The organism is Alkalibacterium olivapovliticus (genome assembly GCF_003003275.1).
Lineage (GTDB): Bacteria > Bacillota > Bacilli > Lactobacillales > Carnobacteriaceae_A > Alkalibacterium > Alkalibacterium olivapovliticum.
The window spans coordinates 1-26,439 of record NZ_PVTO01000032.1; the positions used below are offsets into that span (position 1 = coordinate 1).

Below are 26,439 nucleotides of genomic sequence, written 5' to 3' on the forward strand. Positions count from 1 at the left end.
CTATTGAGAGTTAGTGGTAACTTCAATATAACATGAAATTCACATGGCGTTTTTTTATGTTAGCCTAGGTGGCTAACTTCATTATAAAATCCAGCTTATTGATTTCTTTTCTTTTATAAATAGAATTCTATTGATACTATTGAATCTCTTAAAATCCTAACCGAAAGTTTAACAGTGTTTCACTTATTTCATCTTCGTTTATCCCAATATAGCGTTTCGTGATTTTCTCACTGCTGTGACCGAATATTTCCATAAGGGTGGCCACATCTTTTGTTTTCTTATAATAATGGTATCCGAACGTCTTACGCAGGGTGTGCATGCCAATATCATCTCTGCCTAAGAGCTTAGCGACTTTTTGAAACATTTGATACACCGTATTCACTTCTAAATGGCCGCCTTTGCTGCTGGGGAATAAATAATCGGCCGGGTCCAGGGCTTTGGTGTACTCCTGAATGAGATCCTGGAGGCTCCCTAAATACAATATGCGTGTTTTCCCCGTCTTTTGTTCCACAATTCGGGGGTTTTTTGCTGTTAGAATATCTTGTTTCTTTAATTTAACGATATCGGACATGCGTAATCCACTGTTAATCCCGATTAAAAACAGAAAAACATCTCTCTCAGCGTTCTGATTGCGCCGTAAACAGAATAAACAAGTCGTTTATTTCTTGCTGCGTTCGGAGGGGTTGAACGTTGTAAGGCATTTTAAGCGGCTGTCCTTCCACAAAAGCGATACATGATTACACTCGTTATACCTTATAATCATATGTTATAGGGCGCTAAAGAAAAAGAATCCCTGTGTAAAGGGATTCCGGATACACGATTTTATCTCATATCATGTATTTTCTATCAGAATACTACCAGAGTAATTTCTGTTCCATTTCACTCTCATTTAAAAACTTTTTTTGTTAGACTATACGCATTTGTATTATAGTAAGCTTGATCTGATCCAACTCAATTTTGAAGCGCGTGGGTGTAGTTACTGCTTGCTTCAAAATTGGGTTTCGACCTTCCGATTATTGTTATATCAGAGTAGAATATTACAAATTTTTATTAAAAAAATTAGTTATACTTTCACGAATTGATACTGACTTTCTTCCAATCAGTTTTTCTAAATCATCAGAGGTGTTTCCCTCATTTTCATTTGCTATTGAATTGTAAAGAGCAGTTTGAAAATAAGCAAGTCCTTCAGGAGCACCTGATTTAATCATTTCTTCTAGAACTTCAGAATCTGATTTAGACTGATGAGTTACAGTTTTCCCTGAAACATCTGAAAGAATACTGGCAAACTCATCATAATTCCAGGTTTCCGATGATGCTAGTTCATAAACTTTATTTTCATGTCCTTCTTCAGCCAAAACTGTTGCTGCTGCTAGAGCTAAGTCATTTCGTTCTACTGTATTAACTTTACCGTTTCCAGCTGAAGTTACGATTACTCCATTATCAACAAAGGATTGAAGACTTTCATTAACAAACACTTCTTGATAAAAGGCATTTCTTAAAATCGTAGTTGAAAGACCGGAAGCACGAAGCGTATATTCAGTTGCAGAATGAACATCTCCTAGTAGAGGAAAAGCTCCTTTATCAACTGCGGCAAAACTTGTATATATAATGTGTTTTACTCCAGCCTTTTTAGCTGCTCTAATGGCACCAACGTGTTTACCAATACGTACTACTGCGTCATCTTCCGGGGTTGATATTAGGAGTAACTTAGAAGCACCAGTAAATGACTTTTCCAAAGATATTGGGTCATCATAGTCCCCATAGCGAACTTCTATTCCTTGGTCAGCAAATTCAGATGCTTTTTCAACGTTTCGAACGCTAACAGCGATTTGGTTTGCAGGCACTTTTTCAAGTAAATGTTGGACTACTAATTGGCCTAATTTTCCAGTTGCCCCAGTAATTACAATTTTTGACATAAGTAAATCAACTCCTATTTATTTTACTTTATAGTTGAATATTCAACCATATTTCTATATTATACTTGTAGATTCTTTTTTACAAGTAGGAATATTATTATTGCATAGTCACAAAAACAGAACCATAAGAAAGAAGGTATATTTATCATGGCACGACTATTATTTCAAGGTGAAACTCCAGAGGAACAAGTAGAGGTTTGTCCGGTTACAGAAACTCAAAACATTATTACGGGAAAGTGGAAACTTATAATTCTATGGCATTTAAGTAAACAGACAAGAAGATTTGGTGAGCTTCAAAGACTGGTACCTGGTATTTCAAAAGGAATTCTAACACGTCAGTTAAGAGAATTGGAAAGTGATCAAATGGTTCACAGGGAAGTATATAAAGAAGTCCCTCCAAAAGTAGAATATTCGCTAACACCTTTAGGAAAAAGCTTTATTCCTATACTGGATAGTATGGGAGAGTGGGGTAAAAATATAAATAATTAATAACGATCTAAAGAAAAGCAGTTTAACTGATGCTTTTCAACTTTAGAAATTTCATGTATTCAGATGATTTAGAAAAACCGATAATACGCCATCCAATAAAAGTAGTCCGATAAGAGCTTCTAATATCGCCAAACCAGCTTATTCTAAATCCATCCTCTTTCTATTTTGTATTTTCAGATTATTTCTTATTTCTCTATTATCCATATAATTTAAAATTTGTTTATAGGTTTTTAGCTGTTCTTTATCATGGATATTTTGAAGTTTGAATAGTAGCATAGACCATAATAATTATAAAAGTAATAGGTAAAAAGCCCTAAAAAAAATACTTTTGTGGGCTTCTTTACCTAAATTATTGACACACCAGATCAAGAAAAAATAAAAGAAATTGAAGAATAAGATTTTTAGGCTTTTATTCTTCAATTTCTTCTATATTAAGTGCTTCTCAGAAGCTTTCTCAGGGTATTTAGATTTTTATTGCCTACTTTGGTCTACTAGGTATTAGAGTACATTAAATAATCATGCCATCCCTAATACAGTAGCATAAACTACTGTAAGACTTTATATGAAGGTACATTGGGCTTAAAATGTGTGTGTGTATATTGTTCTCATATATTTTAGAAACGGTGCAAACTATTATTGTTTTATAGAATTTCGTTTGTCAAATTAAGTTAGATAAATCCTGTCCGTTGGTACAAGTAAAAGCAATAGACAGAAACCTTCATCGAGGTTTCTGTCTATTGCTTTTATTCTAGTTATTTACTCTATTTGAGAGCAGTATGTGCTGCGTGTTCCGTTTATTCTAAATTAGCATGTTTTCCGTACATTTTATCGCTGTCCAGTTCTTTTTTCTCCATGTAACTTAAAATGATGGCATCATAAAACAGCAACATGGTTTGTTCGAATAAAGATCCCATCGGCTGAACAGTTTGAATGGTTCCTTCACTGTTATCTTTTGTCACACCAGGGAGTTGGACAATGATGTCAGCCAATTCTCCGATAGTCGAAGCGGGTGAAATGGTAACAGCAGCTACTTTTCCACCAATGTCCTTTGCTTTTTGAGCGACTGGAACCAATGTCTTCGTTTCCCCTGATCCTGTTCCAATAATCAGCAAATCATTTTCTTCAAACGTACCGGTGACGGTTTCCCCTACAACATAGGCTTCAATCCCCATATGCATTAAGCGCATGACGAAACTTTTTCCTATCAAACCGGAACGTCCAGCGCCAGCCACAAATATTTTTCCAGCATCCATGATTTCATCGACCAGCTTTTCAGCTTCCTCATCTGAAATTCTAGATGGTGTTTTCTTTAACTCTTCAATGATTGTTGCTAGATGATCTGTTGTATTCATACTACCACCTAACCTTGTTTGATAATTTCAGATATCTTGCGTGCAGCTTCTTTAGGGTTATCCGCGCTTGCAATTCCGCCACCAACGATGATCAAGTCTGGTTTTTGTTCTACAGCATCTTTTAGCGTCTCTAATTTAATGCCGCCTGCAATAGCCGTTTTTGATTTTTTGACTACCTTTTTGACTTTCTTCAAGTCTTCAAATGGGCTCTTCCCTTGCGCCTGTAAATCATACCCTGTGTGTACACAAATATAATCTGCTCCCATTTCATCCAGTTCTTTTGCACGTGTTTCAACATCTCGTACTGCGATCATATCCACAAGAATTTCTTTTCCGTGTTTTTTCGCTTCCTCGACAGCCCCTTTAATCGAAGCGTCTTCCGAAACACCCAGAACTGTAATAATGTCTGCTTTATAATCAACTGCTTGGCCAACTTCAAAATCAGTAGCGTCAATTAATTTTTCATCCGCCAACACTTGTAAATCAGGGAAGGCTTCTTTGACTTCTTTAACTACTTGAAGTCCTTCTCTGTTGATGACAGGGGTACCAAGTTCCACTACATCGATATACTCTTTAACCTCTTCCACTAATTCAATGGCTTCTGATATATCTTTAACAAGGTCAATAGCTAGCTGTAATTTCAATTCAATACATCCTTTCTGGAAAAAGATATTTTTTCTGTAATTATTTACATATATTAGTGTAAACCGTACATTTTTATAAATCAAGCTTTCCGGGTTGGCGTGTAGTTCTCTAGAGAGGCCTTTGCATAAATAGCGAGATGAGAAAAAAAACAAAAAAATTAAAATACTTTGCATGATTTCGCGAATTTTTTTCTCTTCCAAACACAAAAACCGTTCCCAGTTCATAATTGTTCTGAGTTGGGACGGTTTTTGTATTGATTTATTTTTCTTGTCTAATATTGAAATTTTGGGATGGGACAACGTTAGCTGAATATAATTCATTGCATATCATGATAAAGAAATTTAAGATTTTCGCAGATGAATCAGATATAGAACTATTAACCTTATTAATACAGTATTTAAAAATCAATTAATAAATTCTAAGTGTACGAAATTAAAATGAGAAATGCACCTTTCAAGCAGTTTGAAAGGTGCTATTTTTTTGACAAGTAAGCATGTATGTATAGGGTGTACCTAAAACAGACAGTTACCAAGCATTGATCTGATTAAGTTTATAAGTGACTATTAATGAATCAAGCAAAGAATAACGATTTGACAAAAAAATAGAAATACAAAAGCCCTTTTTTAAGAGGTTCTAGATACATTATTCTAAGCAATTTCATGTATTTTAGACCTACTTAGTTTCCATTTAAATCTATAAATACTTCGAAAATTAGATAACAAAAAAATGACTAACAGCATATACATTCGCTATTCTTAACCCTCGATATGAACAAACTTAAACGAAGAGGCTTATATGTTTTCAAGGAGTAGCAAGCACTTTTTTAATAGCTAATACTCGGCTAATAAAAATTTCCCTAGCGCATTTAGGGCACCCATTATGAGAATACTATTCTTTATTGTGAATGAGTTTGAATAAGAACCAAACAACGGTGAAACTAATCTGTCTAAGATAGAACTATCTCAAGAATATATCATCAGGATACTCCTACCTTATTAATCTTCCTTTAGATTATTCGGACAAATATCACCAATGTAGCAGTAGAAAATTTTGTATGAATAAGGATATAAGGATGAAAAAAACCTTCACAATACTAAAACACTCTAAGTCTGTGTATTAAGACAATAGGCTTAATTAAATCAGTTATCTCTACATACTTTGGAGTAATTGGGGAATATCTATATTGGTATTTAAAGAGTAGTGCTTAACATAAATGAAAAATATAGGTAAAAGTAACAGTATATTCGCATTACTCGATAACAGTTCAGAGAAGGCAATTCGCATAAAGAATACGAATTTGTTATACTTGTACGGTGTACCCATTAACAAAAAGAGTTGGAGGAAGTCAAATGCAAACCAATAAAACCGACAATATTGACTTAGTCTGTTGCATTGTAAATAGTCAAGAAGGAGACCAGTGCATCAAGTTAGCCGCCGAAAAAGGTGTAAAAACAGGCACTATATTTCTGGGAGAAGGAACAGCTCGTCAGGGGATTTTAAAAATATTGGGTCTTGATCAGATAAAAAAAGAAGTTGTTCTCTTCGTTGCTTCTTCTTCTATAGCGAAAGAAGCAATGGATTATATTGCAGAGAAAAAGAAAATGGGTAGAAGAAATAGAGGAATCAGCTTCCGAATGCCTTTGGAAGAGGTTATTGGAACATTTTCATATAAAAAAGAAGAAGTTTTTTTAGAGGAGAGAGAAACTATGTATCAGGCTATTTTTGTAATCGTTAATAAAGGAGAAGCAGAAACAGTAATGGACGCTGCCCAGTCTGCTGGTGTCCAGGGAGGTACAGTTATCAATGCTCATGGCTCAGGTGAATATGAAACACGACGTGTATTCAATATAGACATCGAGCCGGAAAAAGACATCGTGCTCATTATCACTGAAAAAGAGAAGTGCAAGGAACTCACAACTAAAATAAATGAAAAGTTGCATTTAGATGATCCTAATACGGGAATTTTATTTGTAACTAATATAAGCGAAACGAAAGGGTTAGTTTAATCGATAGAGAAAGGATGATTACATGAATATCGTTTTAGAAAAGGGATTGGAGGTAATAAGATCAGTTACGCCAATTTTCCTTTTTGTGATGGCTATCCATTTCTTTTTGGTCCCTTTTGATTCTGCCATTTTACTGGCATTCATTCTAGGTACTCTGCTAATTGTTGTCGGCTTAAGTTTATTCTTAACAGGAGTAGACATTGCAATCACCCCTATTGGAGAGTACTTAGGAAAAGGGGTAGCTAAATCAAATAAACTTATTATTTTGATCCCTGTCGGATTATTACTCGGATTTGTTATTTCTGTTGCTGAACCCAGTTTGTTAGTTCTTGGAAATCAAATCAGTTTAGTGACGGATGGAGCTATGTCCAGTTTGCAGCTAGTGCTTGTGGTATCCATCGGTATTGCTGTAATGGTGACATTGGGACTGTTAAGAATTGTATATAGATGGACGTTCATTAAAGTGATTGGAATAAGCTACTTAATTATTCTGCTACTATCACTATTTACAACTTCTGAATTTCTTTCTATAGCCTTTGATGCTTCAGGGGCGACAACGGGGGTTATTACTGTTCCATTTCTACTCGCCTTGTCAATGGGGCTATCTACTATCGAAAAAAACAGTGTACGATCTGGAGAAGATAGTTTCGGATTAGTTGCTATAGCTTCAGCCGGTGCTATTATGGCCGTTATGTTCGCAGATATATTGATATCGACTGGTACGCTTACAGGAGACCTCACTATTTCATTTGGCTTTCAGGAAACTTTGTTACAATCGATTGTAGATATTTCCGTCCAGCAGATGGGGGAAGCCTTATTATCCATTAGTCCAATTGCAATCATTTTCCTCATCTATCATTTCACGCTTTTAAAGCTGCCAAAAAGACGAATTAGACGGATAATAATGGGGATTATCTATGTCATCCTCGGGCTTATACTTTTCTTAACGGGTGTAAACTTCGGGTTTATGAACGTTGGAAGTATCATTGGTTATGAATTGACCCAGTTTGATCATTATAATTGGTTGTATATCCTTTCTTTCATTCTGGGTGTGGTAACGATTCTAGCCGAACCGGCTGTTAATGTCTTAGCGACTCAGATAGAAAGAGTAACCTCCGGCGCATTGAAACCTGGATTTATTTATACAGCCTTAGCTATAGGAGTAGGAATCGCTACATTACTAGCGTCCCTAAGAACGACCCAGTTTGGATTAGAATTATGGCATTTACTTCTCCCAGGTTATATCATTGCATTCGGGCTTTCATACTTTGTTCCATCAACGATTGTTTCCATGGCTTTCGATGCCGGAGGCGTTGCTTCAGGACCGATGACAGGAACATTTATTTTAGCGTTTATCCAAGGAGCGGCCCAAGGTGTTACAGATGCATCTGTAATGGTCGATGGATTTGGTATGATTGCATTAGTCGCTTTAATGCCTATTATAACGATCCAAGTCTTTGGACTAGTGTATACATTGCAAAAGAAGTAACGTGTATGGTTCGTTTTGCATAACCCTATAAATTGGTAATTCATAACTATTTTTTAATAATCAAATGTGCTATCGTCTTAAACGGTTCTACATTAGAGGACATGTATGATACATGTCCTCTTTTCCATGTGAATCATACCATTTCAAAAAATTATGTATACCGCTAAGATATTCTTCCTAAACTCTACAACACGACTTTATGTAATTTCATGTATTAATAGATTGATAGTCTACTTAGTTTCATGTATTCTTCTGAGTTCCCCAAGTCTTACTTTATCATCTATGAAAATTTAGATTCTAGGGTGACTTACACTGATTTTCTTTCCATAGATAGAAATAAAAACAACCATGATAAGCATAATTATTTCAACAACAATCAATACTACTCTCATAGGATAAATTAATGACAAGCTACTGGTTATAGCTACCAAAAATAGTTGCAAAGCTGAACTTATAGTGCCTAAAGCTGTTGTCAATTGTCCGATTTTATTAATCGGGAAAGCAAATTGTATAAACGTTCTTATTCCAGTATTAACAAATGCCAAAGCAAATGAAATGGTAAAAAAACCTACAGAAGCCGCTATAAATCCAAACGATAGACTATAGATAAAATAGCCCAATACGTACAGTAATCCCCCAAAATTAATTAACTGATAAATAGTCGTCTGTTCGACTAATAAACGTATTAACTATTGAACCCACTACAAATCCAGCACCAGAAATACTGACGATCAATCCGTATTCTATTCTCGTCAACATGATGACTTCTAAGGCAAATGCTGCTTCTACAGAATTAAGTCCAGCTGCAAATACAAATAAAAGAGACGTTAATAAATAATACAAAAGATAGACTCTCTTAGTCTCAAAAAACGATTTGAGATAATGCATCGATTCCTTATTTATCTCATAGAATGATTTTCTTTCTGAATGCTCTTCTTCGACAACTAAATGAGGTAAAGAGAGGTTAATGATACTTGCTACAATTAACATGACCGAATTGACAAGTATAGCACTATCTACACTACTAAAGTATAAGAGCAGTCCAGCGATGGCAGGTCCAACTAGAAATCCGCCCGAATTAACCAAATTATCCCAAGAATTGTATTTTTTTAATTGGTCTTTTGGAATGGCTAATGCAGTATAACTAATTGATATAGGGCTATACATACTACTACAGACTTGAACAAAAAATACGACTATGTATATATTCCAAATGGTTTGACTAACTATTAAGGACCCTATTAAAAGTGCACTCATTAGGTCTAGCACAACCATTGTCTTTCTCTTGTTGAACTTATCAATATGAGCACTGATTACTGCATTGGTTATAATATCTGCAACTGGCCTGATAATATACAATATCCCTACAGACAGAACATTCCCTCCACTACTTAGTATTGAAACATTTAAAGCTATAAAGTAAATCCTTTCACCTAAGCTTGATAAGCCATTAGTTGATAATAATTTTAAAGCTATATTTTTGTCATAATTTTTCCTTATCAACTTTAACACCCCTTCTAAACGCAAAAAAACTCCCAGGGAAAAATCCCCAAGAGTAATTAAAAAATTACGGTACCATCCTTAATGAAAGTATAATACTTTCTCTCAATTCAATATCAATCAATATCTAGTCTTCTAATGGAGACACCCATCTATATATCAATATAAAATATCCATATAGAAGCTAGAAAGACTTGATTCATTACTCATTCATGTACCTGCTCCCAGTAACACAGGCTCCCTTAAACAATACAAGTAATTACTTTTCTTTCTTAACGCTTGATTAAAATCATATTAAGTTGTAATGAAAGTATATCCTCTCATTTATTAAAGTCAATGGTTATGATTATTGCACTAAAAGCGTTATGATAATTGCAAATAAAAAAGCCATATGCTCATACTTATGGTTAAAAGCGCTGAAACCTTAGAAAGGAGATGCCCCTTCTAAAACCCTTGATTTATATCAACACTTTACAGTAATTGCCTGCGGTACAATGCATTTTGAGCATCAACTTAAACACCAAACGAGGTAATTATTCTTCCAATATATTTGTCCTGTTTTCCAAACAACAGAATTGGGGTTTTGTCTATTGACACTTACTAAAAGTAAGTATATTATTAGCCTATGATATCTTTTGTATATCAGGAAAGGGGATTGCACATGGCAGGAAAATTAATTAAAGCTCTAGCACTGAATAATGAATTTCGCGTTTTTGTTGTAGACGCTACAGAAATGATAAGAGAAGCACAAGCCAGACATAATTCCTGGAGTACAGCTACTGCGGCATTAGGACGTACCATGATTGGGTCAACCCTACTTGGTGCAACACTTAAAGGTAACGATAAGTTAACTGTTCGAATTGACGGAGATGGTCCTGCCGGTCATATTGTAGTAGACAGTAATGGCCGTGGCGAAACTAAAGGCTATATTAAAAATCCACAAGTGAGTTTAGATTTAAACAAACATGGAAAAATCGATGTTCGAGGCGCTGTTGGTACGAAAGGCTCTATGATTGTAACGAAAGATTTACAATTAAAAGAAACCTTTTCAGGCCACGTTCCTTTGGTAGATGGAGAATTAGGAGAAGATTTCACTTATTACATGGCCACCTCCGAACAAGTTCCCTCTTCATTTGGATTATCGGTTTTAATAAATCCTGATGAAAGTGTAAAAACTGCCGGTGGCTTTATGATTCAAGTCCTTCCTGAAGCAAGTGAAGACAGCATTGGACTAATTGAACAGAGATTAAAAGAACTCCCTCTCATTTCTAAATTAATGTCCCAGGGACTTTCTCCGGAACAATTGCTTGAAAAATTAGTAGGGAGAAATAATGCACACATTGTTGAAGAGCAGTCCGTGCAGTTTCTATGCGACTGTTCTAAAGAACGGTTTGCCCAGGCTATGGTAACATTGGGATCCCAGGAAATTCAGGAAATGATTGAAAAAGATCATGGTGCAGAAATAGAGTGTCACTTCTGCCGTACAAAATATCACTTTACCGAACAGGATTTAGAAGAATTAAAATTAGAAGCGCGTACTGTGTAGCATTAGGAATGCATAAACTAGTGCTGTTTACTTTTTACTAAAAGGAGGAAATTAAAAATGGCTAAAGAAAAATACAGCCGTTCAAAACCACATGTCAATACTGGAACCATTGGTCATGTGGATCACGGTAAAACAACGTTAACTGCTGCAATCACTTCTGTTTTAGCCAAAAAAGGGTTAGCTGATGCTCGGGCTTATGATCAAATCGATGGCGCTGCGGAAGAAAAAGAACGTGGCATTACTATTTCTATTTCTCATGTAGAGTACGAGACAGAGAGCCGGCATTATGCACATATAGATGCCCCCGGTCATGCAGACTATGTTAAAAACATGATCACAGGTGCTGCTCAAATGGATGGCGCAATTTTAGTTGTATCTGCTGCTGATGGCCCAATGCCACAAACTCGTGAACATGTCCTGTTATCTCGTCAATTAGGTGTCCCCTATATCATTGTCTTCTTAAACAAAGTTGATATGGTGGACGATGATGAACTGTTAGAATTAGTTGAACTGGAAGTCCGGGATTTGTTAACTGAGTACGATTTCCCAGGAGATGATCTTCCTGTGATAGCTGGATCTGCCTTAAAAGCTCTAGAAGGAGATCCTAAATACGAAGAAAAAATTATGGAATTAATGGATGCAGTCGATAACTATATTCCAACACCAGATCGTCATGCAGACAAACCATTTTTAATGCCCGTCGAAGATGTCTTTACAATTACTGGTCGCGGAACGGTTGCTACTGGACGTGTTGAAACGGGTAAAGTATCCGTAGGTGACGAAGTCGAAATTGTTGGCCTTAAAGACACGATAACTACGACGGTTACTGGCGTAGAAATGTTCAGAAAATTATTAGATTTTGCAGAAGCTGGAGACAACGTTGGTACTATGCTTCGCACAAACTCTTTTGATAGGTAAGGCTGAATCAGTTTAAAAAGGCTGGGACAAAAAAGTCCCAGCCTCTTTCTTTTTACTTAAACGTGTTTTACTAGTGACTCTCACGAAACTGACTTCGCCTTTAATCAATCGTCACTACTAGTCAACTAACGCTACACTGCTTTTTTCAACCATCTCTTTAAACCAGTAATAGGAATCCTTTTTAATTCGGTGGTTCGTGCCTTCACCATTATCGTCTCTATCGACATAAATCAATCCATACCGTTTACTCATTTGACCGCCCGACGAGGACACTAGATCAATGGCTGACCACATAGTATAACCCAATAGAGGAATACCATCTTCTTTAATAGTCGTTTCTATGACGTCGATGTGTTTTTTTAAATAATCAATTCGATAATCGTCATGTATTGACCCGTCTTCTTCGACAACATCACGCGCACCTAATCCATTTTCAACTAAGAATAAAGGCTTCTGATATCGGTCCCAAATAGTGTTCATGACTATGCGTAAACCTGTTGGATCTATCATCCAACCCCATTCAGAACGCTCGAGATAAGGATTGACGACACCACCAGCAGCATTCCCGGTGTTAGTATCCACGCCTTCAGTATTTTCTTTAGATGTACGAGATGAATAGTAGCTGAACGACACAAAATCAACCGTATTATCTCTTAGAATAGATCGGTCTTCTTCTGTGATATCAATTTGGATACCCAGTTTTTCAAATTTATTCAGCGCCCAACGAGGGTATTCTCCACGTGACTGAATATCTAGAAAGAAGAAATTTTCCTGATTAGCTACTTGAGCCGCTCTGACATCTTCCGGGTCTGAACTGTAAGGATAATAATCGCCCGCCGCCAGCATACACCCAATTTGCGCATCTGAATCAATTTCTCTTAACCGTTTTGTAGCTAATGCACTCGCAACCATTTCGTAATGGGCTGCTGTATAAATGACTTCTTCACGATTCTCATCTTTATTGATCGTAATGCCTGCCCCAGTAAAGGGTTTGTGCAGGATCATGTTGATTTCGTTGAATGTAATCCAGTATTTCACCTTTCCTTTAAATCGCTTAAATAGGGTCGTCGCATACTTGTCATACTGGTCTATCATTTGACGACTCTTCCATGAGTTACATTCATCCATCAATCCTTTAGGTACGTCGAAATGGCAAATAGTCACGATCGGTTCAATATTGTATTTGAGTAACTCATCAATCATGGAGTCGTAAAATTGTAAGCCTTCCTCATTAGGATCGGTTTCTAAGCCTGTCGGGTAAATTCTAGACCATGAAATGGAAAAGCGGTAAGCTGTCATTCCAAGCTCCGCTAACAAAGCAATATCTTCTTTGTAGTGATGATAAAAATCAATGGCTTCATGAGAGGGGTAAAAGACATCATCAGGCACCTCAGTGTAGTGTTTTCTCCCTTGAGCTATCGCTATACGGTCTTCTCCAAACGGTAATAGATCAATATTGGATAACCCTCTACCGCCCTCTTTGTAGGCTCCTTCAACTTGATTGGCAGCGGAAGCACCGCCCCATAAGAATTTATCCTTTGGCATAACATCACCTTTCCTTTAGTCCAGCTTTTTACAGTTAGGCTTTATTTCTTTTCTGTACTCATTATCTCATAAAAATCGACTAGTTCTCTAGCTAAATCAATGAAGGTTATAGCCGTCATTAAATGATCTTGTGCATGAACCATAATCAAATTGATTTTAATATTTTCTTCGTTTGCTTCCGCTGTAATTAAACCTGTTTGTGTATTGTGAGCCTTATTAATTTGATCATTTGCCTCTTTAAATTTTTCTTTGGCTGTTTCAAAGTCACTTTTTTTAGCTGCATACACTGCTTCCATTGCGCTGCTTTTAGCATTCCCAGCATTAACAATTAGATTCATTACTACTTCGTTGTGTTCGTCCAAATTAATCACCTCTTATTTATTTGCTAAATCTAATGCTTGCTGTAATACTTTCTTTCCATTCATCGTTCCATAATTGCGTGAATCAATCACTGCAATGGGTATGTTTTTGCCTTCTAAAGATTCTTTAAATCGACTTTCCATAAATTTAACTTGAGGTCCTAATAATAAAACACTCACTTCTTCAGTTTCAGCATACTCTATAGCTTCAGTTGATGGTTTAGCAAACACGTTTGCTTCTAACTCCATATTTTTTATTTCTTTCTTCATTGCACTAACTAACATACTTGTACTCATTCCTGCTGAACATACTAACATGATATTCATTTCACTCATGATTAAACTTCCTCTCTCTATTGGTTAATATTTTAATCCTAATCCATTGCCTCTACTTCACTCACGACTGTACGATTGGCTACTTTAACAAATGGCAAGTAAATGAGGACGGCAACAATGATACAAAAAATTTGAGTAATAACTGCGCCAATATCTCCTGCCGTACTGATATAGGCATTAATAATAGCGGGAACAGGCCAAGGTACCATCACAACAGATCTGGCTGCAAATCCTACCGAAATAGCGAAATACCCTATAGTTCCCGTTATTAGTGGTGTAATGATGAACGGAATCGCTAATATAGGATTTAACATAATAGGCAGCCCGTATATAAGCGGCTCATTTATATTAAATAGTCCAGGGACGAACGATAATTTAGCAATTTGACGATAATCATCTCGTTTAGAGACTAAGAAAATAGCGATAAGTAATCCTAGTGTTCCACCAGAGCCACCAAAGGTCATGAATACATCCCAGAAAGGCATATTTACGATATTAGGAATCTGTTCTCCCGCTTGAAAAGCAGTCGTATTAGCAACGATTGCTGCTAATAGCAATGGTTCACGAATAGGTCTGACCATTTGCATTCCATGAAGACCAATAACCCAAAATATCTGAGCGACTAACATCAGAAGCAGGATACCCGGTAACCCTTGGATTAGCCCTTGTAGTGGTTGCTGGACTAATGAGTAGATAATATCGGATGCATACATACCAGTAATAGCTTCAATGGCGAACCCGAAAGTGGCCATTACTGTAACAATTAAAATCGTTGGGACTAGAGCTGAAAAACTTGTCGAAACGGTCTCTGGTACCGAATCAGGCATTTTAATTTTCAGTCTGTCTTGCTTCCCGAACCATGTATATAATTCAATAGAAAGAATAGCCGCAAACATACCTAAGAATAAGCCTTCTGTGTTTGTGTATTGTCTTCCCAGCACATTCGTTATTTGAATACTGGCTCCATCATCAGTGACAAAGTTAATAAACGACGGGTTCATGACTAAGTATGACATGAGGGCAACAATACCCGGGAAAATCCCTTTCAGTTTGTTTAGTTTAGCTACTTCAAAACCTAATAGAAATACCACATAAATGGTTAAGAAATTCATTGTGAAATAGCTGATTACATCTGCAATCGGTTTAAATTCTGCTAAGAAACTTAGAGCATCTATTTGTGCTAAACCTGTGTCTACATTGAATAATACCGAAGAAAACAACGTTGCAAAAGCACCTGTAATTATAACCGGTAATAACGCAGCAAATGTGTTTTTAATCGCAATAATATATTTTAAATTATTTACTTTTTCTGCAAATTTGTTTAGTATTTCAACAAATTTTTCAACTATTTTTGAACCCATTTCTTACTCTCCTTTAGCTGTCAACGTTCTCATAAATAAATGTCTAAATTGTTCGAATGAAGCTTGTTCAAGTATCGAAGTGATGTTATCTTCATGACTGATCAACTCCGCTAATCCACTGTTTATTGTATCTAATCCTTTGTTCTTAATTCGTGAAGGTGACATCAGTACGAGCACCTTGATGGAAGGATGATCAGAATCCCACTTAATCCCCGCTGGAATTAATCCTACGACAATTTCACTGTTAATCCCCACCGGTTGAGCAGGATGTGGAAAGGCCACTGTTTTTGTGAAAGCTAATGTCCCAAGCTGTTCTCTTATATGAATCTGATTTTTAAAGTCTTCATCAAATGATGATTGTCCAGCATCTGTCAGTGTTTGTGTCATTGATAATAAAACGTCTTCACGACTAACGGGTGCGTTAAATACCATAAACCGTGTTTTATCAAAGTAGCGATTAAATAAGTCATTACTACGTTTATCTACAGCATTTATTTCATCATTAGTATCTTTCTGCACAGGATAGTGTTTAATATGTTCATTTAAAGAATCAATATCTTGCCTATTCAAAAACACACTAACTTTAACAACTGGAATATTATAGAAAGATGTTGATATATTAATAGTTGTAATAATCAAATCAACATTTTCCAGCATCTTATCATTTAATTGATAATAACTTGTTACTTCAAGAATGTTTATATTAGCTGAGAATTCATTTTCCAAGCGGCTTTTGAGCATCTGAGCACTCCCTAATCCAGTAGCACAAAGGACAATGACATTCACTTTCGTATCTCGCTTGTACCGTTCTATTGCAGATAGAATGTGTAAAGTTATATAAGCCCACTCATGGTCATCAATCTCGTATTGAGATAAAATGGGCATATGTGAAAAATAATCTTTTGTCATATCAAATACATCCGAGTATTTCTCTTTAATCTCATCTTGCAATGGATTCTTTAAACTAATGTTCAATTTCAATCTATTTAGTAGAGGTTCAAAGTGAGTCTTTAGTCCCATAATTAATTGATGATCTATTGAAAAACTTATTCTGTTTTGATTTCTTAAATTGCCTAACGCCTCTACTAATTGCGATTGAATCGACAATTCCAATTTTTTTTGATTCTCATTTATTATTTTTTGATTAGTTGATTTCGATTTTAAGTGCAAGGCGATATAATTAGCTTCATCTTGTGAGAATTTAATATTGATTAGCTTCTCAATACTAGCTACTATTTTTTTTGCAACTAATAGTTCCTTGCTGTACTCAATAGTCTCATCAACATCAACTTTATTTATAGCAAACCCTTTTTCATTTCTTTTAATAGCCAGCGCAATATGGAGAACTAAGTTTTGCAGGACAAAATCTGATAATTGCACATCAAATTCACGGCATTTCTCCAATACTACGATAAATATTGTTTCCGCTGAAAATCCTTCGTATTGATAATCGATTAAATCTGTATTGATATACTGATCAAATAAAGAAGAGGAAAAGAAGTACTGTAAAATAAACCGTCTTTTATAAACTTCCTTACCTTCGATAACAATGTACCCATCCTGGTCATACGTAATCTCCAGTTTGAATTTGTTTAGTCGCGCTTTTATCAATTGAATAACTAAGGACACAGTGGACTTGCTGATAAACATGACTTCTGCTAGATCGTCTATTGTTAATTGCTGATTTTCCAACAGTACGTAATTGAGAATATATTTTTCTCTATCCTCATTGTCAGTTAACAATTTAGAATCCTCTACCATATTTTTCTGTTCTCTAATGTGATCTAACAACTGATAAAAAAGTTTATTGTTACTGACGTTTAATCGGTAACCGCTTCCTTTCTTCACCTCTATAATCGCACCATAGTCATTTAAAGTAGTATTTAAAGCTTTAATATATTTTCGAACAGTTTTATCCGATACGTTGTTACTTTCAGCAATCTCTTGACTCGATAGGTATTGGTGTTCATGATCAAACAAAAATTGAACAATTTTAAGTTCTATATTACTCATTTGTACCGTCACTCTCTTATTGTCATATTTAAAATGAATACTTCTATCCTCCTCTATTATTACGGACTGAAAAACACATAAAGACTTTAGTGATGCTAAACAAATTGTATGGATTAACCTTAATCAAGTCAACGATTCAAAAAGTTATCATCTTCCGCTTCAAAGTGGAACATTAATATGCACTCTCCAATTAAAGCCAGTAGTCCACAAAGAAATGAACTTCGGGAAATGGCTACTACAAAAAATACTTTGGCCTTGATTGGACTGGACTTGATGATGGTTTTTCTTTATAGTCGGTTTATTAATTAAACTTGCTTTCTTTTTTTCTTTTTTTATAGCTATACTATTCTTATGAATCAAAGCAATAGACAACTACTCATATTTAAGGGATGATACGATGAACCGAAATTGGACTAATTGGACGGAAGAGGAAGAAGCATTTTGGGAAAATCGAATCGAAACTAAACGGTCACAGATAAATGAAATGGAGGAAGAAGCATTTTCTGACTGTATTGAACATTTAGTTAAAGAAAGAGGAGAAATGGATTCTATCGCTCATTTTGAACTGGCTTGCTTAAAAAATTCATTTGGTAAAAGTAACCTTGCTGTCCCTCTTTATAAACAAGCGTTAGAGTTGGGACTGGAGGGGATAAGACGAAGAAGAGCTGTTATTCAACTCTCAAGTTCACTTCGCAACTGCGGAAAAGTTGAAGAGGGCATCCTTCTTTTAGAGGAAGAATTTGGTCAACCATCTGATGACTTGGATGATGCTGTTTCTGCATTCTACGCCCTTCTAATATCAGAAGCTGGCCAACAAGATAAAGCTGTAGGGATTGCTCTATCCGTTTTATCGAAGCATTTACCCAGATACACTGTTTCTTTGGCTCATTATGCAGAAAAGTTCTCAAACGGAACAGATCATCCTGGAAGGCCTGAACACCTGAAATAGAAATGACACTAATGCTCTTAGCACTAGTGTCATTTCTATTATTGCAGCATGGCCTGCAAGGCTATCCTCAAGTTGTTAAATAGTTGGAGTCTAGATTATCTCGCATTCAGCAGCTTTTCATACTCTTCTAGATCATCAAACTCCGTACCAAAATAAGTGGGTGTTTTAGAGATGTTGTGTAAGGTGATTGCGTTTTTATCGTCAATTTGTTCGATAACAATAGAAGAGCTGCCAATTGAGCAGACTAAATAGAAAAGGAAGATAAAATGAGAAAACACGCTTTCAAAAATAAAGTCTACATCCTCTTTGCAATCATAGGCATTTTCTCTCTTATAGTAGATGCTTTTAACATCGTAGAGATAAACCGCTATAATGGGTTAATGGCGATACTATCGCTGACTATTCTTGTTTGTGGAATCCGCTATCGCGCTGCTCTTAAAGGCTTAGATACGATGCTGAGTATCAACAGAGACTATAAAGTACGCCAATTATGGTCTATAGAAAATCAGTTTGACTGGAAAAGAGTAAGCGAAAAACACATAAAATGGGCTAAGGTTCTCATGAGTATATCTTTGTTAGAGATTATCATACTCGTTCTTACTGGGGATACCTTCACTTTAGCACTTATAGTTGTCTGGGCAATCACTGTACTGCTTTATGCCCATGTCACTCGCCCATTAGAGTATCCATCCAAGTGATCTTCCTTGCGTTAAAAGGCTCGCTCACTTTAATTTGAATCTGATTCGGACATGACATTCAGCACAATACAGTATATTGAGATCATATACGTTACAAAACTGACTAAAGATAATACCATAAGCCAGGTTACTGTATCTGTATATACCATAGTGACTGCGAAAACACTAAAAGAAAAAACGGATAAAATGATTAGTCTGATGTTTTTATCCATACATATATCATCCTCAAATCTATAAGTTAGTTTTTTCAACATAAAATGTGTGAGACTATAACTGAACGTCCACTAAATAGTAGAGATGACCCCTTAGCTCAATGGAACGGTACATAGTACTTAAAAATTCTTTTTATTATGAATTATACCCAAACAAGAACGTGACAAATAATAAGTACAGGGTGCTCAAAGTAATGACACTTCCTAAAACAACATTCATAATTGCAGAAATCATGCTTTGCCTTCGAATTTTTATCCCTGTAATGACCAGCATAATACCTCCAATCAGAAAAATAGACTCAAACAAAAGAATCGGCCATTTGATTTCAATTGATGTCAGTGTGAATCGAACGATCCACGCTATCCTTTCAAACATGTCGTTGATGTTCATTTGTTATCTCCTTTTAATCATTATAAAGAAATCCAGCTCGAAAAAATCCAAGCTGGATATGGCTTTTTATTTTGACTTGTTTCGCTGTTCCTCTTCAAATCGTCGTGATTCTTCTTCCATCCAAGCCCAGCCTTCAGCTTCTTCTTCTTTGGCCAGTTTATACTGTTCCAGTGTCACATCAGGGCTGAAGAATCCATGTTCAATTAAGTTGTTTAACTCTGCTTCAAGATCTGGAGTATCGTCAGCTTGGATCGACGTACTTTTTAATAGGAATAAAAGACCAAGAACTGATAAGACTGTCAACACTTTCTTTTTCATCGTTGGCCTGATCCTTTCCACTAGCACTATTATTAACAAGCGCGTTATTTTCTTTATATTATCATATAATATTAATAAGTGGTATAGCATCAGAGCGAAATTCAGAGAATGTCTGTTAAAAATACATGTTCCATGTCAACTATACAATTTTGCATTCCTTACATTATTCCTTATCGTTTTCTTTAACATTTTGCAGGATCATTGCTTGATTCTTTGCTATCTAATCAACATCTTCTATCGTCAGTTCCTGTTCAGGGGTGAAACTCACATAATCGTACAGTTCTTCTCCACCCTCGACGCTGCGGTATCCTATTTCAGCCATATAATAATCAATGGCTTCTTCATTGAGTGCTTCCTGGATCGCCATACTTTGCTCCAGCATTTGCTCTTTTGTTAAACCGTCTTTATCCATTCCGGTCATAATCAGCATGGACTTCGGTGTTTTAAGCTGAGGTGTCCACTCTGCGTCGTCACCGCTGTATACTTCTATATCAGTTGAGACCCCATCGATTTCCGGCACACGCTCTTGAAGAAGTGACAATATATACTCTTCTGGCTCCTGATTCAATTTATCTGAGGCTTCTTGATCAACATTGGAGGCGTGAATCGTATCTCCAAGGATTTCATACGGTTCAATCGCTGATACATAAAAGGGATACGTTGTTTCAACCCCTACCGTATCTTCTGTCACTACAGTGAAAAGAAATGTAGCATCGGTCCACCCATAATCTGCCGACCGTTCAATTTCATAGTTCAAGTCCGGATACGTCTGCTCCATAAACTCATCCAGACTCTCTTGTGAACGGCTTTTCGCAACTGGATTTCCACTCATTTGTACATACGAAAAAAGTACAATCGCGATTAAGCCGATGGCCAGAACGCTGTAACCTAATTTCTTTTTCATCCTTACTTCTCCTCCTTTATTTTGAGAATACAATAACCGATTAAAACACCGATAAACGTAAACACCAGATACACGGTCAATGAGAATAAAGCTATACCTAAACCTTCTGAAAAACTGTTTGTGGGGAATTCGCCGAACACATCTGTCAGATATATGAGGCAGTTCCAGATCAGTGTCGGTACACCTGCAAGTAATGCCGCAAAAAGAGCCGATCGGTAAAACAGATACGTAACCGCCCCTAAAATAGCATAGGTCAGAATAAATCCTGCATTGTCATTCATAATAGTGGTTCCCATGGCTAATACAAAGGAAATGGTGACAAAGAACATTTGCACTGTAGCTAACCGCAGCGTTACTTTTTTAATCATTTTTTTAACGCTCTCACCCTGATTGATTTCAGCAGGCACAGGAATATAAGATTGTTTAGCAATCCCTCGGCATTCCTGACACCTTTTTAAATGCTCTTCGATAAAGTCTTCTGTTTCAGGGTTCAGCAGTTTTTCTTCGTATAGGGGCAAAAGGTCCTGCACGATCGCACAATTCTGGTTCATAAGGTCACCTCCATTAATTTTTGAATCTTCAATTTCAAGCGATGAAACGTCACACGCGCATAGTTTTCTGATTTGCCGATCAGTGAACCGATTTCTGCAAAACTCAGTTCTCCATATATGCGCAGCAGGACATTTTCTCTGGAAGCCTCATCCAGCTTTGAGATGTGATGTAAAAGTAATTTAGTGTCTTCCTTTATTTCCGTCACCCCTTCAAGAGAGGGGACATCCGCTTCTGGAATTACAGAGAGTTTTTGCATCAGGCTCTGTTCATACTTGTTTTTTCGATAATATTTTTTCAGTAAGTTGATTGCTATCGAAAAAAGCCAGGTAGACAGGGTGGACTGATTATTAAAGGAGGCTATGTTTTTAAACGCCTCATAAAATGTGTCCTGAGAGAGATCCTGGGCAGTCGCCTGATTGCCGGTCTTCGCATAGAAAAATGCGTATATTTTGGGATAGATTTCTTCGAACTCTTCATCAAGCTTAGTCATAGCTGCCCTCTCTTTCCTGCTGTTCATAGTATTAATACCCTGACCGGCTAATTCGTTACATCTTTTTTAAAAGAATTTTCTTATATTACTATCTTTCTGAATTATTAGTTAAATTTTAGACTCTTTTAACGGTCTATGTTTAACAGTACCTCCTTCAAACAATAAAAAAAAGGCCTTCAGTCCAGTACCAAAGCCCTTTGTGTTCTCTCAGTATTTAACTAGTTTTACAAAAACCAGCCAAACCACTCCATTTTTTACCCTATTCTATTATCGGAAAGATACATTTAATAGGCTATCATACTTATCAATCTCTATCTGAAAATTATTTCCTTCTACTATATCTCTAGCGGTGTCAAGTAACTCTTTATTCATCAAATGAAGCGATCTCTCAACATCATGACTATTGATGGGTGTTAAATTTTTCATGAACTGTTTCTGCCTTGAATTGAGTGTGCTTCTATCCCCTTCATACTTACTCCAATCACCCAAATCGTTCGGTAAATGTCCTTCTTGTCCTTTCCAAAGTGAAATAATGATGTGTTTCATCATTAAAGTACAGTGCTCACAATAGTTGGACTCTTGTCTGAATTGTCGTCTATAAAATTCATGAAGGTAGGCAGTATATTTAGATAGATAATCACACATATCACTTTGAGTTAGTGTGTACTGGATTGTAGATGAAGCAGTTTTTGCCGTTTCTAATAAATCTTTTGTATCTTGAAGTATGACTATATCCTTCAACCATAAGCTGGGCACAATTTCTTCTGGATAATAAGCAAATATATCTAATTTCACAAAATTAGAAAAGTGTATGACTGCATAAAATGATCTCTGTGACTCAATAAATGCAATGGTTTGCCTAAACGTTTTAGCTAGAGCATCTAATACTGCTGACTTTAATTCATCCGCATTGAGCACGATTCTGAAATCAATATCAGAAAATTCATCAGCGTTTTTTTTAGCAAGAGAGCCTCCAAGAAAGTACGCAATGATACGATCCTCTTTAGAACAATAATACACTAACTCTGATACTAATTGTTCTCTTTCTTCAGTTAACTTTTCACGTATGATCATAAATACCTCTCCTAAACGTATAAGTGTTGGATCAACGAAAATTTTTCTGCTCGTTCAACTCCCTCAATATGTAATAGCCATAATGACCGAAACAATTAGGAGTAGAATCATGTTCATCAAAAAGTTTACGCCTAATAAACTCAAGTAAAATGAAAGTGTCTTTCGAGGAATAGCCATATTAGTGACGATTTGGTAGGCTATAAAGAATGCAGTGAATGACATCGCGATCAAGATGTAGTAACTGTAGTGTACTGCAGAAAATCTCCAATTGGCATTTATCAACTCTCTTATTAAGGGGCTGATGTTACCTAATGTAGCAATCACGAAAACTGACGGTAAATTCCAATTTGATTTTCCCTTTTTCATTTTCGCTGTCTCCTTTCTAATTCTGTCTTCCCCTATGATTGGCAAGTATCTTTACAGATCCTCCGGGCTGTCAGGCATGATATTGGCTAAAACAATATACACCATCAATGTAAACGGAAAGGGAGAAAAGACGAAACACAACCTAATCAAGTTGGGTGAAAGATTAAAGTATTCTCCAATTCCTCCGCAAACGCCATGTAAAGATTGATTGGTTCTTGATTTGCTCAGCTTCTTTTTAGTCACTATAAGCCCTCATTTCCAATCATCAAGTATATCCATACAATAGCAAATATCGGACAATTTAAACAGTAATAGTTTAACATTTATTAAATAAAGAGGATGCACTTTATCCGCTGCATCCTCTTAGGAAATTTTTATATTATTAAGTTAAATTGATTGACTCTTCTTCAACGTATACTCTTATACTCTTCTGATTTAATAAACGCATTACTGCTTTCATCATAGACCGACACATTTCCAGACTTGATATCAAAATACCAGCCTTCGATTTCCAGTTGGCCTGTTGCCAGTTTCTCTTGTATCCCAGGAAATGTTTTTAAGTGATTGACTTGTTCTACGACATTCATCTGTTCCATCAGTCGCGCTTTTGTCTTTTCATCTTTAAACGCATTTTCTTTCTCAATTTTCTCTTTTACCGTTTCAAGTGGTTTAAGGTAGTTTTGAGTATAAGGAAGGTCGGTTAAATGACCCCAGCCGTTCAGTACCGCTGCGCACCCCCCACAATTTGAATGGCCACAGATAATGACCTCTTCTACACCTAATACATCGATTGCGTATTCGATTGACGATACAGTCGTAATATCATTTAGACTCGTTTCATAAGCAGGAACCGTATTGGCAATATTACGGATCGTAAACACTTCCCCAGGGTCACTGTCGATCAGTATCTCCGGACTCACTCTAGAATCCGAGCAGGCAATAAACAAGGTATGCGGGTTTTGTGTATTTTCCAAATCAGAATACAGTTTCTCATGTTTTTTGTATGTAATTGTTTTAAAATGAGCTAATCCTTTTTTCAGTTCGTCAAGCATTTCTCTTCCTCCGATAGTGTAATCATAAGCACCTACTATACCATAATTGAAAGGGATAAGCCTGTGAATCGGGCTAATTTTAGTTAGTTTTTATTTATAAAACTGCTCAAAAATACGATATATATACTGTATATCTATTTCAATTATATATCTATTGCTATATAATTAATATACCCAATATACGAGGAGGACTTATCATGATGTACAAAGATGGCGTAAAAAATGCTGGAAGTTTTAAAATCAGAAAATCTGGAAACAGTGATATTACGACTGTTCCTAAAGAAGTAAAAGAAGCATTAGATATTAAAACAGGAGAGCAAGTTGAATACATTATCGACTCTAAAGGTTCAGTAAGCATGAGGAAAAAAATTCAAAAACAAGATATTGATTCCCTCATAGAAGAAAGTGTTGCTCAGTATCATGAACTGCTGGAAGAGCTAGTTGAAAAATGATGCGCTACTTGACAGCGGAAGACATCATAAAAGTAAATGTATATGTCATAAAAACTTTTTCTCCAAAAGAACCTATTGGAGTGAAAGACGCTAATGCACTCAAAATGGTAGTTGCTCAACCCGAACAAGTTGTATTTGATAAAGAACTCTACCCAACTGTTTTTGAAAAGGCAGCTATTTTAGTCATCAATCTTACTAAAAGACACCCCTTTTATAATGGAAACAAGCGCACAGCTTGGGTAGCTATGGATCTTTTCCTTAAAATGAATGGCTATCAGACAGTATTCCCAACCGATGCAGGGGTGGAGTTTATTCTAAGTATGACAACCTCTAATGAACCCTTTGAAGAGTTGAAAAAGTTTACCGTAGATTACTTGAATAGCAGTGGATATGTTACTAAACTCTAAATAGATTAAAATACTAGAAAGAAGGCTATCTTTAGACGGATAGCCTTTGCATTGTTTGAAATGTATGATATAGTTTACATAAAGTTAGATATAAATACTCTATCGGAGGGAAGAAATGACTAAAAACTTACGGTTGAAGGCTGCCAGAGCTAAACTGGACATGTCTCAGCACGAGCTGGCAGATGCGGTGGATGTCACGCGTCAGACAATAAGCGCCATTGAACGAGGCGACTATAATCCCTCAATCAAATTGTGCATCCGAATCTGCAAAGTCTTAAACGTCACACTAAACGACTTATTCTGGGAGGAAAACTAAATGACAGGTTATGATGAATATCAGAAATTAATGCGTTATAAGTACGGTTCCCACTCTTTTACCATTCTTTTAGTTTTAATGTTTTTAAATTTTACTCTCAGCACATATTTCGATACCCAATGGGCGGAAACTAAAGATATGGAGTATATATTGTTGGCTTATCCAGCAATTTATTATTCCTTCATCACTCAGATATACCATGGTGCATACTTTAAGAAGCAGCAGCTTTCTACTCTGAATGTCTTATTCTTAGGTCTATTCGGACTTTTTTTTATCCTTCCTCCTTTATTTTCACAAACAGCTTTAATCGCGGATGGAAGGGTCACATCTGATATTGTCTTTCCACTTTTAGGATTTATGTGGCTCTGTGGATCCATAGCTTACCTGATTAGACGGTTAGTAGAAAAAAGGAGTATTAGTAAAGATAAACAGGACTAGGCTGACAAAAATACACAATCCATACATTACTAGTCTATGAAGCACTCAAAAACATTTATTGGAGGAGACTAACAATGAAATATTACGATGAATATCAAAAATTACTGCGTTATAAATATGGTTATCATTCATTTTTGATTATAATAGTTCTATCAGTTATTAATTTTAACCTTACCCTTTTTATGGAGAGTGTAAAATATCTTGTGTAAATAGAAAAAAGGAAGCCCCTTCTGTAGAATAGAGTTACCACACTACATTCACAGAAAAGAGGACTTCCCTATGAACAATTTTACTACAGATATCTTACAGACTCTAGCCACAAAAGGTGACTTAAACGAATTATTT

30 protein-coding genes and 2 pseudogenes are annotated in these 26,439 nt (G+C 36.1%); 11 read left to right on the forward strand and 21 right to left on the reverse strand.

Annotation, left to right across the window (positions count from 1 at the left end; genetic code table 11):
• Window positions 1-148: 148 nt before the first annotated feature.
• Together CLV38_RS11795 and CLV38_RS11800 are read right to left on the reverse strand one after the other, a co-directional pair.
• Window positions 149-701, reverse strand: a pseudogene (locus CLV38_RS11795) (tyrosine-type recombinase/integrase).
• Between the two features lie 336 nt (window positions 702-1,037).
• Window positions 1,038-1,916 carry an SDR family oxidoreductase gene (locus CLV38_RS11800; protein WP_106195852.1) on the reverse strand — a complete coding sequence of 293 codons (879 nt, stop codon included), beginning with the start codon at window positions 1,914-1,916 and terminating at the stop codon, window positions 1,038-1,040.
• Between the two features lie 147 nt (window positions 1,917-2,063).
• Between CLV38_RS11800 and CLV38_RS11805 the strand changes: the two genes are divergently transcribed.
• Window positions 2,064-2,405 carry a winged helix-turn-helix transcriptional regulator gene (locus CLV38_RS11805; RefSeq protein WP_106195854.1) on the forward strand — a complete coding sequence of 114 codons (342 nt, stop codon included), beginning with the start codon at window positions 2,064-2,066 and terminating at the stop codon, window positions 2,403-2,405.
• Window positions 2,406-3,199: 794 nt separating this feature from the next.
• Here CLV38_RS11805 and hxlB read toward each other — a convergent pair.
• Window positions 3,200-3,757, reverse strand: a complete 558-nt coding sequence (hxlB, locus tag CLV38_RS11810; RefSeq protein WP_106195856.1) for a 6-phospho-3-hexuloisomerase — start codon at window positions 3,755-3,757, stop codon at window positions 3,200-3,202.
• An 8-nt stretch (window positions 3,758-3,765) separates the two neighbouring features.
• Window positions 3,766-4,401: a 3-hexulose-6-phosphate synthase gene (hxlA, locus tag CLV38_RS11815; RefSeq protein WP_106195858.1), complete on the reverse strand. Its 636-nt coding sequence runs from the start codon at window positions 4,399-4,401 to the stop codon at window positions 3,766-3,768.
• Between the two features lie 1,350 nt (window positions 4,402-5,751).
• Between hxlA and CLV38_RS11820 the strand changes: the two genes are divergently transcribed.
• The gene (locus CLV38_RS11820; RefSeq protein ID WP_106195861.1) at window positions 5,752-6,408 is read left to right on the forward strand and encodes a P-II family nitrogen regulator; all 657 of its coding nucleotides are present in this window, start codon (window positions 5,752-5,754) and stop codon (window positions 6,406-6,408) included.
• A gap of 22 nt (window positions 6,409-6,430) precedes the next feature.
• Window positions 6,431-7,897, forward strand: coding sequence for a DUF1538 domain-containing protein (locus CLV38_RS11825; protein ID WP_106195863.1), 1,467 nt, complete (start codon window positions 6,431-6,433; stop codon window positions 7,895-7,897).
• A 290-nt stretch (window positions 7,898-8,187) separates the two neighbouring features.
• Here the strand turns inward: CLV38_RS11825 and CLV38_RS11830 are convergent, their stop codons facing one another.
• Both CLV38_RS11830 and CLV38_RS11835 read right to left on the reverse strand, forming a co-directional pair.
• Window positions 8,188-8,517: a hypothetical protein gene (locus tag CLV38_RS11830; protein ID WP_106195865.1), complete on the reverse strand. Its 330-nt coding sequence runs from the start codon at window positions 8,515-8,517 to the stop codon at window positions 8,188-8,190.
• Between the two features lie 22 nt (window positions 8,518-8,539).
• Window positions 8,540-9,424: an MFS transporter gene (locus CLV38_RS11835; protein WP_170068894.1), complete on the reverse strand. Its 885-nt coding sequence runs from the start codon at window positions 9,422-9,424 to the stop codon at window positions 8,540-8,542.
• Between the two features lie 634 nt (window positions 9,425-10,058).
• On the opposite strand from CLV38_RS11835, the gene hslO reads away from it, so the two are divergent.
• Window positions 10,059-10,943, forward strand: coding sequence for an Hsp33 family molecular chaperone HslO (gene hslO / locus CLV38_RS11840; RefSeq protein WP_106195869.1), 885 nt, complete (start codon window positions 10,059-10,061; stop codon window positions 10,941-10,943).
• Between the two features lie 57 nt (window positions 10,944-11,000).
• A pseudogene (gene tuf / locus CLV38_RS11845) lies at window positions 11,001-11,840 on the forward strand (elongation factor Tu); the annotation flags it as partial.
• 138 nt (window positions 11,841-11,978) lie between these two features.
• On the opposite strand, the gene CLV38_RS11850 reads toward tuf, so the two are convergent.
• Genes CLV38_RS11850 through CLV38_RS11870 form a run of 5 tightly spaced genes read right to left on the reverse strand, consistent with a single transcriptional unit; the run spans window position 11,979 to window position 17,475 of the window.
• The gene (locus tag CLV38_RS11850) at window positions 11,979-13,406 is read right to left on the reverse strand and encodes a 6-phospho-beta-glucosidase (protein WP_106195871.1); all 1,428 of its coding nucleotides are present in this window, start codon (window positions 13,404-13,406) and stop codon (window positions 11,979-11,981) included.
• Window positions 13,407-13,447: 41 nt separating this feature from the next.
• A complete protein-coding gene (locus CLV38_RS11855) occupies window positions 13,448-13,744 on the reverse strand; it encodes a PTS sugar transporter subunit IIA (protein WP_106195918.1) in 297 nt (98 codons plus the stop codon).
• Window positions 13,745-13,780: 36 nt separating this feature from the next.
• Window positions 13,781-14,101 (reverse strand): PTS sugar transporter subunit IIB, encoded by a 321-nt coding sequence (locus CLV38_RS11860; protein ID WP_106195873.1) that lies wholly within the window; start codon window positions 14,099-14,101, stop codon window positions 13,781-13,783.
• A 38-nt stretch (window positions 14,102-14,139) separates the two neighbouring features.
• Window positions 14,140-15,462 (reverse strand): PTS sugar transporter subunit IIC, encoded by a 1,323-nt coding sequence (locus CLV38_RS11865; RefSeq protein WP_106195875.1) that lies wholly within the window; start codon window positions 15,460-15,462, stop codon window positions 14,140-14,142.
• Window positions 15,463-15,465: 3 nt separating this feature from the next.
• A complete protein-coding gene (locus CLV38_RS11870) occupies window positions 15,466-17,475 on the reverse strand; it encodes a BglG family transcription antiterminator (protein ID WP_106195877.1) in 2,010 nt (669 codons plus the stop codon).
• 397 nt (window positions 17,476-17,872) lie between these two features.
• On the opposite strand from CLV38_RS11870, the gene CLV38_RS11875 reads away from it, so the two are divergent.
• Window positions 17,873-18,424, forward strand: a complete 552-nt coding sequence (locus CLV38_RS11875) for a tetratricopeptide repeat protein (RefSeq protein WP_106195879.1) — start codon at window positions 17,873-17,875, stop codon at window positions 18,422-18,424.
• 266 nt (window positions 18,425-18,690) lie between these two features.
• Window positions 18,691-19,122 carry a hypothetical protein gene (locus tag CLV38_RS11885; RefSeq protein ID WP_106195883.1) on the forward strand — a complete coding sequence of 144 codons (432 nt, stop codon included), beginning with the start codon at window positions 18,691-18,693 and terminating at the stop codon, window positions 19,120-19,122.
• Window positions 19,123-19,151: 29 nt separating this feature from the next.
• Here CLV38_RS11885 and CLV38_RS11890 read toward each other — a convergent pair whose 3' ends face one another.
• From CLV38_RS11890 to CLV38_RS11935, 10 genes are all read right to left on the reverse strand, one after another.
• On the reverse strand, window positions 19,152-19,334 hold the full coding sequence (locus CLV38_RS11890) for a hypothetical protein (RefSeq protein ID WP_106195885.1): 183 nt from the start codon (window positions 19,332-19,334) through the stop codon (window positions 19,152-19,154).
• Between the two features lie 136 nt (window positions 19,335-19,470).
• Window positions 19,471-19,725, reverse strand: a complete 255-nt coding sequence (locus tag CLV38_RS11895) for a hypothetical protein (RefSeq protein ID WP_106195888.1) — start codon at window positions 19,723-19,725, stop codon at window positions 19,471-19,473.
• A gap of 66 nt (window positions 19,726-19,791) precedes the next feature.
• Complete coding sequence (locus CLV38_RS11900) at window positions 19,792-20,043, reverse strand: hypothetical protein (RefSeq protein ID WP_106195891.1); 252 nt, start codon at window positions 20,041-20,043, stop codon at window positions 19,792-19,794.
• A 220-nt stretch (window positions 20,044-20,263) separates the two neighbouring features.
• Entirely contained in the window at window positions 20,264-20,947 is a 684-nt protein-coding gene (locus CLV38_RS11905; RefSeq protein WP_106195893.1) for a YfjL-like protein, read from the reverse strand.
• A 2-nt stretch (window positions 20,948-20,949) separates the two neighbouring features.
• Entirely contained in the window at window positions 20,950-21,498 is a 549-nt protein-coding gene (locus CLV38_RS11910) for a zf-HC2 domain-containing protein (protein WP_106195895.1), read from the reverse strand.
• Complete coding sequence (locus tag CLV38_RS11915) at window positions 21,495-21,989, reverse strand: RNA polymerase sigma factor (RefSeq protein ID WP_106195898.1); 495 nt, start codon at window positions 21,987-21,989, stop codon at window positions 21,495-21,497. Before CLV38_RS11915 ends, CLV38_RS11910 begins: the two co-directional genes overlap by 4 nt.
• 267 nt (window positions 21,990-22,256) lie before the next feature.
• Entirely contained in the window at window positions 22,257-23,063 is an 807-nt protein-coding gene (locus tag CLV38_RS11920) for a nucleotidyltransferase domain-containing protein (protein WP_106195900.1), read from the reverse strand.
• Window positions 23,064-23,126: 63 nt separating this feature from the next.
• A complete protein-coding gene (locus CLV38_RS11925; RefSeq protein WP_106195903.1) occupies window positions 23,127-23,429 on the reverse strand; it encodes a hypothetical protein in 303 nt (100 codons plus the stop codon).
• A gap of 51 nt (window positions 23,430-23,480) precedes the next feature.
• Window positions 23,481-23,672: a PspC domain-containing protein gene (locus CLV38_RS11930; RefSeq protein ID WP_106195905.1), complete on the reverse strand. Its 192-nt coding sequence runs from the start codon at window positions 23,670-23,672 to the stop codon at window positions 23,481-23,483.
• A gap of 164 nt (window positions 23,673-23,836) precedes the next feature.
• On the reverse strand, window positions 23,837-24,481 hold the full coding sequence (locus tag CLV38_RS11935) for a carbonic anhydrase (protein WP_106195908.1): 645 nt from the start codon (window positions 24,479-24,481) through the stop codon (window positions 23,837-23,839).
• A gap of 197 nt (window positions 24,482-24,678) precedes the next feature.
• On the opposite strand from CLV38_RS11935, the gene CLV38_RS11940 reads away from it, so the two are divergent.
• The 4 genes from CLV38_RS11940 to CLV38_RS11955 all read left to right on the forward strand — a co-directional run bounded on the left by CLV38_RS11940 (window position 24,679) and on the right by CLV38_RS11955 (window position 26,094).
• A complete protein-coding gene (locus CLV38_RS11940; RefSeq protein WP_106195911.1) occupies window positions 24,679-24,933 on the forward strand; it encodes an AbrB/MazE/SpoVT family DNA-binding domain-containing protein in 255 nt (84 codons plus the stop codon).
• Window positions 24,933-25,340, forward strand: coding sequence for a type II toxin-antitoxin system death-on-curing family toxin (locus CLV38_RS11945; RefSeq protein ID WP_106195921.1), 408 nt, complete (start codon window positions 24,933-24,935; stop codon window positions 25,338-25,340). Before CLV38_RS11940 ends, CLV38_RS11945 begins: the two co-directional genes overlap by 1 nt.
• Window positions 25,341-25,455: 115 nt before the next feature.
• Complete coding sequence (locus tag CLV38_RS11950; protein ID WP_106195914.1) at window positions 25,456-25,656, forward strand: helix-turn-helix transcriptional regulator; 201 nt, start codon at window positions 25,456-25,458, stop codon at window positions 25,654-25,656.
• Entirely contained in the window at window positions 25,657-26,094 is a 438-nt protein-coding gene (locus tag CLV38_RS11955; protein ID WP_106195916.1) for a hypothetical protein, read from the forward strand. It abuts the gene before it with no gap.
• The last annotated feature ends 345 nt before the right edge of the window (window positions 26,095-26,439 follow it).

What these genes read in the sequence shown, in the direction of transcription:
- CLV38_RS11820 (WP_106195861.1), top strand. Translation starts at nt 5,752, where the DNA reads ATGCAAACCAATAAAACCGACAATATTGACTTAGTCTGTTGCATTGTA.
- CLV38_RS11925 (WP_106195903.1), bottom strand. Translation starts at nt 23,429, where the DNA reads ATGAAAAAGGGAAAATCAAATTGGAATTTACCGTCAGTTTTCGTGATT.
- CLV38_RS11945 (WP_106195921.1), top strand. Translation starts at nt 24,933, where the DNA reads ATGCGCTACTTGACAGCGGAAGACATCATAAAAGTAAATGTATATGTC.
- CLV38_RS11920 (WP_106195900.1), bottom strand. Translation starts at nt 23,063, where the DNA reads ATGATCATACGTGAAAAGTTAACTGAAGAAAGAGAACAATTAGTATCA.
- CLV38_RS11860 (WP_106195873.1), bottom strand. Translation starts at nt 14,101, where the DNA reads ATGAGTGAAATGAATATCATGTTAGTATGTTCAGCAGGAATGAGTACA.
- CLV38_RS11875 (WP_106195879.1), top strand. Translation starts at nt 17,873, where the DNA reads ATGAACCGAAATTGGACTAATTGGACGGAAGAGGAAGAAGCATTTTGG.
- CLV38_RS11950 (WP_106195914.1), top strand. Translation starts at nt 25,456, where the DNA reads ATGACTAAAAACTTACGGTTGAAGGCTGCCAGAGCTAAACTGGACATG.
- CLV38_RS11905 (WP_106195893.1), bottom strand. Translation starts at nt 20,947, where the DNA reads ATGAAAAAGAAATTAGGTTACAGCGTTCTGGCCATCGGCTTAATCGCG.
- CLV38_RS11910 (WP_106195895.1), bottom strand. Translation starts at nt 21,498, where the DNA reads ATGAACCAGAATTGTGCGATCGTGCAGGACCTTTTGCCCCTATACGAA.
- CLV38_RS11940 (WP_106195911.1), top strand. Translation starts at nt 24,679, where the DNA reads ATGATGTACAAAGATGGCGTAAAAAATGCTGGAAGTTTTAAAATCAGA.
- CLV38_RS11885 (WP_106195883.1), top strand. Translation starts at nt 18,691, where the DNA reads ATGAGAAAACACGCTTTCAAAAATAAAGTCTACATCCTCTTTGCAATC.
- hxlB (WP_106195856.1), bottom strand. Translation starts at nt 3,757, where the DNA reads ATGAATACAACAGATCATCTAGCAACAATCATTGAAGAGTTAAAGAAA.
- CLV38_RS11855 (WP_106195918.1), bottom strand. Translation starts at nt 13,744, where the DNA reads ATGAATCTAATTGTTAATGCTGGGAATGCTAAAAGCAGCGCAATGGAA.
- CLV38_RS11825 (WP_106195863.1), top strand. Translation starts at nt 6,431, where the DNA reads ATGAATATCGTTTTAGAAAAGGGATTGGAGGTAATAAGATCAGTTACG.
- hslO (WP_106195869.1), top strand. Translation starts at nt 10,059, where the DNA reads ATGGCAGGAAAATTAATTAAAGCTCTAGCACTGAATAATGAATTTCGC.
- CLV38_RS11890 (WP_106195885.1), bottom strand. Translation starts at nt 19,334, where the DNA reads ATGGATAAAAACATCAGACTAATCATTTTATCCGTTTTTTCTTTTAGT.
- CLV38_RS11915 (WP_106195898.1), bottom strand. Translation starts at nt 21,989, where the DNA reads ATGACTAAGCTTGATGAAGAGTTCGAAGAAATCTATCCCAAAATATAC.
- CLV38_RS11865 (WP_106195875.1), bottom strand. Translation starts at nt 15,462, where the DNA reads ATGGGTTCAAAAATAGTTGAAAAATTTGTTGAAATACTAAACAAATTT.
- CLV38_RS11850 (WP_106195871.1), bottom strand. Translation starts at nt 13,406, where the DNA reads ATGCCAAAGGATAAATTCTTATGGGGCGGTGCTTCCGCTGCCAATCAA.
- CLV38_RS11805 (WP_106195854.1), top strand. Translation starts at nt 2,064, where the DNA reads ATGGCACGACTATTATTTCAAGGTGAAACTCCAGAGGAACAAGTAGAG.
- CLV38_RS11900 (WP_106195891.1), bottom strand. Translation starts at nt 20,043, where the DNA reads ATGAAAAAGAAAGTGTTGACAGTCTTATCAGTTCTTGGTCTTTTATTC.
- CLV38_RS11800 (WP_106195852.1), bottom strand. Translation starts at nt 1,916, where the DNA reads ATGTCAAAAATTGTAATTACTGGGGCAACTGGAAAATTAGGCCAATTA.
- CLV38_RS11895 (WP_106195888.1), bottom strand. Translation starts at nt 19,725, where the DNA reads ATGAACATCAACGACATGTTTGAAAGGATAGCGTGGATCGTTCGATTC.
- CLV38_RS11955 (WP_106195916.1), top strand. Translation starts at nt 25,657, where the DNA reads ATGACAGGTTATGATGAATATCAGAAATTAATGCGTTATAAGTACGGT.
- CLV38_RS11935 (WP_106195908.1), bottom strand. Translation starts at nt 24,481, where the DNA reads ATGCTTGACGAACTGAAAAAAGGATTAGCTCATTTTAAAACAATTACA.
- CLV38_RS11870 (WP_106195877.1), bottom strand. Translation starts at nt 17,475, where the DNA reads ATGAGTAATATAGAACTTAAAATTGTTCAATTTTTGTTTGATCATGAA.